The following is a 4,530-nucleotide window of genomic DNA, read 5'->3' as shown; positions in this document are numbered from 1 at the left end:
CCGAGCCCCGCATCGCCCCCTCGCTGGCTGCATTCTCCACGACCGTAGAGAATCACGACAGGCCGGCAGGCAACAGACCTTTTTCCGCGTCCTGTTAGCAGCCCGTTAACCCGTCCGTCGTTGGATATCCGGATGCAGCCACGTCAGACCTTTCACGCCGATCACGGGGACGACCGTCCCGGCGCGGCCCGCTCGACGCCACGAACGGACCCCCCTATGGACGAGGGGGTGGACCCGGAACTGCTCGGCTATCTGTTCGACGATTCTCCCCCCGCTCCTCCTGCGCCGGAACCGGCCCGCCGCCGCGTCGGCACGGCGCTGGTCGAATCACGACGGGCCGGGATGGGGGATGCCGGGGTGCGCGCGCTTCTGGCGCGCAAGCTGTGCCGGCTGCTGCCCGACCTGCCCCCGGACCGCCAGGACAAGGCCACCGCCGTCGCTCTGCGCACGCTGGAGCGGCTTGCCCGCGATCACGCGGCCCATGTGCGGACGGCGCTGGCCGGCGCACTGAAGGACGTCGCCTGCGCCCCGCCCGCCGTGGCGCGCACGCTGGCCCGCGACGTGGAGCGCTCCGTGGCGGAGCCGATCCTGCATTGCTGCGCCACCCTGACCGACGAAGACCTGCTGGAAATCGTCGCCGCCCATCCCGCGGGCTGGGCGCTGTCGGCCATTGCGCGGCGGCAAACGGTCAGCGCGCCGCTCTCCTGCGCCATCGTCGACACGGGCGACGCGGAGGCCACGGGCGTCCTGCTGGACAACAACGGCGCGGTGATCCCGGACGACCGGCTGGAGGATCTGGTGGAGCGGTCGGGCGGCCATCCGGACTGGCAAGCCAAGTTGGCCAACCGCCCCACGCTGCCGCAGCGGCTGGCCTTGCGGCTGGCGGAGTTCGTCGACGACTCGGTTGCCGACCTGTTGCGCCGCCGCACCGATCTGGACGCGGCCACCGCCGCGGAGGTCGCCACCGTCACACGGCGCCGCGTCTCCTGGGTCGAAGGGCGCGATCCGGCCGAATCGCCGGGCCGCCGCGCCGTCCGCCTGCACCGCCAGGGCGCCCTGGACGAAACGGCGCTGGGCGACGCCCTGTCCTGGGAGGAAACGGACTTCGTCCGCGCCGCCCTGGCCCTGCGCGCCGCCATCCATCCGGGAGTCGTGGACGACATCCTGCGCTCCGGCGACCCGCGCGCGGTCACCGCCCTGGTCTGGCGGGCGGGCTATTCGATGCGCTGCGCCATGAGGGTGCAGATCCGCGCCGCCGGCATCCCGCCGCGCGCCGTGCTGAACGCCCGCCAGGGCACCGACTACCCGCTGCCCGCGGCGGACATGGCCCGCCACCTCACGCTCTACGGCGTCCGCTCCTGACGCCGTAGAGCGCCGCTTCCGAATGTCCCGTTGCGGGATCGCCGATTATTGGATTTCCAGAGGCCGGCGGGCCGGCGCACGCCGCGTGTCGGGAGCCAGCGCCGGGTCGCTCTGGTACATCGGGCGCGACGGATCGGTGTCGATCAGCTGCGGCGGGGTGACGATCTCCTCGCCCGATCCGGAATCGAACTGGATCACCGCCATCCGGCGCACCGTCTCGCACAGATCGCGCTTGCGCAGGGTCGCCGGGTCGGCAGGCCCGTCGAAGGCCACGAGAGGCACCACGATGCCGCTGCGCTCCCCCGGCGGAACGGAGGTGTACACATAGTTCGACACGGGCCGGCAATAGAGCACGTCGGTGGCCGACGGGACATCCGCCACAGTGGGCGCCGCAGTGGCCGTCGGAGTGCCGGCCGCCGCCGTATTCAACGGGGCCTTGGCCAGAGCGGCCTCATAGTCTGCGACGGTTTGTCCCAAGGCCGCGCCACCACTTCCCAAGGCCAGCGTCACGGTCAGGCAAAATGCCGGTGCAAAGCGAATCATGGTTCTTCCCCCCATGCCGAACGGCCATGAAAACCTATCCAAAGAATAGTGCGCCGCACCCGCAACGCCAAATTCCTGTTTGCCGTTCCGGCCATTCGCCGTAATCGATTGCACAGTTCCGTGCCCCGTGCTTGCGGTCACGCTTGCCCTCGGGACGGAATCGCGCTAGGAACCGCCCTCGAAATCTCAGGGCGCTGGATCCCTAGGACGCTAAACTCAATCGGTTCTGTCCTCCGCTGAATGGGGGACGCTCACGCTTAGGGAAACGCTCCATGGCTCGCAAGAAGATTGCGCTCGTCGGCGCCGGCCAGATTGGCGGCACGCTGGCTCTGCTCGCTGCCCAGAAGGAACTCGGCGACGTCGTCCTGTTCGACATCGCCGAAGGCATGCCGGAGGGCAAGGCCCTCGACCTGGCTGAGACCTCGCCGGTCGAAGGCTTCAACGCCAAGCTCAGCGGCGGCAACGACTATTCGGTCATCGAAGGCGCCGACGTGGTGATCGTCACCGCCGGCGTGCCGCGCAAGCCGGGCATGAGCCGCGACGACCTGATCGGCATCAACACCGGCGTCTGCCAGACCGTCGGCGAGAACATCAAGAAGTACGCCCCGAACGCCTTCGTCATCGTCATCACGAACCCGCTGGACGTGATGGTGTGGGTGCTCCAGCAGGCCTCCGGCCTCCCGCCGGAGCGCGTCGTCGGCATGGCCGGCGTGCTCGACTCGGCCCGCTTCCGCTACTTCCTGGCCGACGAGTTCAAGGTGTCGGTCGAGGACGTCACCGCCTTCGTGCTGGGCGGCCACGGCGACACCATGGTCCCGCTCGTCCGCTACTCGACCGTCGCCGGCATCCCGCTGCCGGATCTGGTCAAGATGGGCTGGACCACGCAGGAGAAGCTGGACGCCATCGTGCAGCGCACCCGCGACGGCGGTGCGGAGATCGTCAAGCTCCTGAAGACCGGCTCGGCCTTCTACGCCCCGGCCGCGTCCGCCATCCAGATGGCCGAGTCCTACCTGAAGGACCAGAAGCGCGTCGTTCCGGTCGCCGCCTACCTGACCGGCCAGTACGGCCAGAACGACCTCTACGTCGGCGTCCCGACGATCATCGGCGCCGGTGGCGTCGAGAAGATCATCGAGATCGATCTCTCCGAGGAAGAGAAGAAGATGTTCGATCACTCGGTCGACGCTGTGAAGCAGCTCGTCGAGGTGGTCAAGAAGCAGCAGGCTGAGAAGGCCGCCTCCTAAGGCGGCCTGTTTTTTGCCTGCGCGACGGCCTGCGGCCCTGTCGCCCCGGCGCGGACGGTTGAACCGTCCGCGCCGGGTGGTACAGTGACCGCGGACGTTCGCGCCAGCCGGCGTAAGGCTTCCTGAAGGACTCGTTCTCACGAAGACTTGCGCCCTGGTGCGTCCGCCAGCAGGAAACGCCTGCCCGATCTTCGCCCATCGTCAGCCGACCACACTCTGTCAGCCGACCATAAAAACAGATGGACGCCCGATGAACATCCATGAGTATCAGGCCAAAGGCCTGCTGAAGAAGTACGGCGTCGCGGTGCCCCGCGGCGGCGTCGCCTACACCCCGCAGGAAGCCGAGACCGTCGCCCGCGAGCTGGGCGGCCCGGTGTGGGTCGTGAAGTCCCAGATCCACGCGGGCGGCCGCGGCGCCGGCCGCTTCAAGGACAACCCCGAGGGCAAGGGCGGCGTCCGCGTCGTCAAGTCCATCGAGGAGGTCGGCAAGAACGCCGGCGAGATGCTGAACCACGTGCTGGTCACCAAGCAGACCGGTCCGGACGGCCGCGAGGTCAAGCGCCTCTACGTCGAGGAAGGCGCCGACATCAAGCGCGAGCTGTATCTCGGCATGCTGACCGACCGCGCCACCGGCCGCGTCACCATCATGGCGTCCACCGAGGGCGGCATGGAGATCGAGGAGGTCGCCCACAACACGCCGGAGAAGATCGTCAAGGTCGCCATCGACCCGGCCACCGGCATCCAGGGCTACCACACCCGCAAGGTCGCCTTCGCGCTGGGCCTCGAGGGCAAGCAGGTCTCCGCCGCCGCCAAGTTCATCGTCGCCGCCTATCAGGCCTTCGTTGACCTGGACTGCGCGATCGTCGAGATCAACCCGCTGATCGTCACCGGCTCGGGCGAGATCCTGGCGCTCGACGCCAAGATGAGCTTCGACGACAACGCCCTGTTCCGCCACAAGGACGTCGAGGAGCTGCGCGACGAGGCCGAGGAAGATCCGGCCGAGATCGAGGCGGCCAAGCACAGCCTCAACTACGTCAAGCTGGACGGAAACATCGGCTGCATGGTCAACGGCGCCGGCCTGGCGATGGCGACCATGGACATCATCAAGCTGTACGGCGGCGAGCCGGCCAACTTCCTTGATGTCGGCGGCGGCGCCACCAAGGAGCGCGTCACCGCGGCCTTCAAGCTGATCCTCTCCGACCCGAACGTCGAAGGCATCCTGGTCAACATCTTCGGCGGCATCATGCGCTGCGACGTCATCGCCGAAGGCGTGGTCGCGGCCGCCCGCGAGGTGCACCTGCACGTTCCACTGGTCGTCCGTCTGGAAGGCACGAACGTCGAGCTGGGCAAGAAGATCCTTGCCGAGTCCGGATTGCCGATCCTC

Annotated in this window: 4 protein-coding genes; 3 read left to right on the top strand and 1 reads right to left on the bottom strand. The window is 68.3% G+C overall.

Annotated features, from left to right (window positions below):
- Nucleotides 1-132 precede the first annotated feature (132 nt).
- Nucleotides 133-1,362 carry a DUF2336 domain-containing protein gene (locus ACFPMG_RS31900; protein ID WP_376999782.1) on the top strand — a complete coding sequence of 410 codons (1,230 nt, stop codon included), beginning with the start codon at nt 133-135 and terminating at the stop codon, nt 1,360-1,362.
- Between the two features lie 45 nt (nt 1,363-1,407).
- Here the strand turns inward: ACFPMG_RS31900 and ACFPMG_RS31895 are convergent, their stop codons facing one another.
- Nucleotides 1,408-1,905 (bottom strand): hypothetical protein, encoded by a 498-nt coding sequence (locus ACFPMG_RS31895; protein WP_376999780.1) that lies wholly within the window; start codon nt 1,903-1,905, stop codon nt 1,408-1,410.
- A gap of 272 nt (nt 1,906-2,177) precedes the next feature.
- Between ACFPMG_RS31895 and mdh the strand changes: the two genes are divergently transcribed.
- Entirely contained in the window at nt 2,178-3,146 is a 969-nt protein-coding gene (gene mdh, locus ACFPMG_RS31890; protein ID WP_035675841.1) for a malate dehydrogenase, read from the top strand.
- A 250-nt stretch (nt 3,147-3,396) separates the two neighbouring features.
- The coding region (gene sucC, locus ACFPMG_RS31885; protein WP_376999778.1) for an ADP-forming succinate--CoA ligase subunit beta at nt 3,397-4,530 on the top strand (1,134 nt) is incomplete at its 3' end.

The organism is Azospirillum himalayense, assembly GCF_042657465.1.
GTDB classification, from domain to species: Bacteria; Pseudomonadota; Alphaproteobacteria; order Azospirillales; family Azospirillaceae; genus Azospirillum; species Azospirillum himalayense.
This window is presented reverse-complemented; position numbering and strand designations above follow the sequence as displayed.